2 protein-coding genes are annotated in these 2,405 nt (G+C 53.7%); one reads left to right on the top strand and one right to left on the bottom strand.

The features are described from left to right. Positions 1–498 precede the first annotated feature (498 nt). Positions 499–1,332 carry a helix-turn-helix domain-containing protein gene (locus tag AC221Y_RS23085; protein ID WP_486708623.1) on the bottom strand — a complete coding sequence of 278 codons (834 nt, stop codon included), beginning with the start codon at positions 1,330–1,332 and terminating at the stop codon, positions 499–501. Positions 1,333–1,538: 206 nt separating this feature from the next. On the opposite strand from AC221Y_RS23085, the gene AC221Y_RS23080 reads away from it, so the two are divergent. After that, positions 1,539–1,862 (top strand): hypothetical protein, encoded by a 324-nt coding sequence (locus AC221Y_RS23080; protein ID WP_486708622.1) that lies wholly within the window; start codon positions 1,539–1,541, stop codon positions 1,860–1,862. Positions 1,863–2,405 lie beyond the last annotated feature (543 nt).

The raw sequence follows: 2,405 nt of genomic DNA, 5'->3' as shown, positions 1-2,405 counted from the left end.
GTCCTGCAGAAGCGCCGAGCACGATCAGCATCAATAGGATTACCAACTTAAAACCATTCATCGTACGCTTCTATCTATGTCCGATTTGATTCACCAAGAGTCATTCTACTTCAAGCCAAGTGAGCTTCCGCTTATGGCCGATAGCGGAACTCAGTGACGATCTTCACCCAGGCAGATTAGGTTCTGCTTACTGACGCAAAGCGGAAGTCGGCCTCTTGTAGCCTCCAATGGCTGCTTTCGACCCCAAACGGAACTCGGTTCCATGGGTTCGCCCAGCCATCGACCTGCCAAAAGCGGTGCGACGATTGCATTCATTTTGCTGCGCTAGACACTGTCGCTCGACAGCCCCCTGCTGCCGCCCAGCAGGTGGTCAGTGTCCGCGATGGACTGGCAGCAATTCAAGGTCAATTCCCTCTCTCTGCTGTCGCTGGATGACGGGCTGTGAAAACCCGATGGTTGATGCCGTGTCGTGGCGGCACGAGAACCCGAGCCGTCGATCTACCGCGGCGCGTTCCGAAAATGCAGCGGGTCCCGCAGATTCTGTAGTTCGCGATAGTAGTAAAGAGGTTGAGGGCGTTTGCCGTTGAATCTCAGCCGTCTCAAAAACTTGACCTCATCGGTCGAGATATCACCGCTGAGGGATGAATCGCGAAGGAATTCGACCAGGCCCGGCTCGTCGTCGTCCAGTTCGTCCGGTTCGGTTTGGACAAATGCAAACTTCTTCGGATGCCCCGGAACGAGTCGCTGGTTCAACAGGATTTCCATGCTGAACGTCTCGAGATCGATGTCCCAGGCGGCAATCAGCGGATCGAGGAACGATACGCAGTTTTCGTTTGACACGTTGAAGATGTTCGTGTCGAGAAACTGCAGGATGACGACCCGCATCTGTGCGTAGCTTTTGCCGCTCAGTTGGGCCACGTCGCGCAGCCATTTCTCATTGTCCAACTCCGTCCTGGCGACCCGGCTGACGACATCCAGCAAACGCTGGGTCACGAACCGCTCGAGTTCGCCCAGAGGCTGCCTTTCGAAAATCGCTCGAATTTCGTTCAGTTTTCGTGCCGTGCATTTACGCAGGATCAGGTCTCGAACGTCCTTCAACAGTGGCGCGGGCGCGCCTTCCAATCCCCGCTTGAGATGTTCCATTCGTTCCGCACGCGCCAAATTGGCGAGTTCATCATTCGGGAACTGCAGGAACTGATCCATCTTCTGATAGATGTCCGTCCTATCGGGCGCGGGCGGCAATTTCTTTCCGGTCAGGAGCTGGGAAATGTAAGATTCGGTCACTTCGGCCGCCGCGGCCAGGCCCTTTTGATCGAACCCCAATTCCTTCAATCGTGCTTGGATGATCGAGGAAACTTTCATCTGCGGTTCCGTGTTGTTAATCAAAGATGTTAACTCAACATATAATCTCAAATTCGAATTGACTATTCAAGTTACTTAACATAATATGGTTAATGGATCGAAAGGGCATCTGAAATAATTAACTAAAAAAATTATCTGACAACCCCTCTCGGCCATTCAAGCGTTAGGAGAAACACATGTATGCACGCCAAGTAACGATGCAACTCAAGCCCAACATCAGAGCCGACTACACCAAGAAGCTGGAGTCGGAAATCATCCCGATGCTGCGCAAGCAGAAAGGCTTCCAGGATGAGATTTCCTTTTCAAGCCCGACAGATAGGCGCGCTTTTGCAGTGAGCCTGTGGGATACCAAGGAAAGTGCAGAAGCTTACAACAAGGGTTCATACGCCGAAGTGACCAAACTGCTGTCGAGCCTGGTTGATGGAACACCGGAGGTCAGAACCTACGAGGTTTCCAACTCCACTTTCCACAAGATTGCCGCCAGGCAACACGCGGCCTGAAGCAACGGGTTTTGATGGTGCAACGGACGGGGCTCGCCCCGTCCGTTTTTTATTGCCCCACCTGATCTGCTGCCGGCCACGTAAGGTTTCTCTCGCTGCTGCGTCTGCACAGCGAGCCTTGATACGGCACGGGGCGCAAGCCCTCATCCGGTACCAGTCCAGTCCCCATGTGTGCTCGCGTAGAGACAACGGGCTCTGGATGGGACACGATCGCAACTGACAAATACTGTACCGCAATGGAGAACCACTATGTCCAATACAATCCGGCCACATGTCGGCTTTCGTTTCGTCGCCGGCGTGGGTCTCGCAGCGGTGTTCCTCTAGCCGCAGCCCCGGCTCCGCGCGTCGGAGTTTGCCTTACAACCGAAGTTCTGCTTTCCGCCACTTAGCGGAACAAATGCCAGGATTCTGCCTAACTTCCGCTTCCGACCCATTGCAGTCCTCCAGCTTGTTTCCTCCGGCATGCATCAAATCGCAATACGCTAACAATCAGCGTAAACTGAAATTTGCGGTATCGGCCGCTACTTCTTCGCCAGATTATTC

It is taken from the genome of Boseongicola sp. (assembly GCF_057460485.1).
The sequence above is the reverse complement of the archived record's forward strand: the minus strand, read 5'-3'. Positions and strand labels throughout refer to the sequence as shown.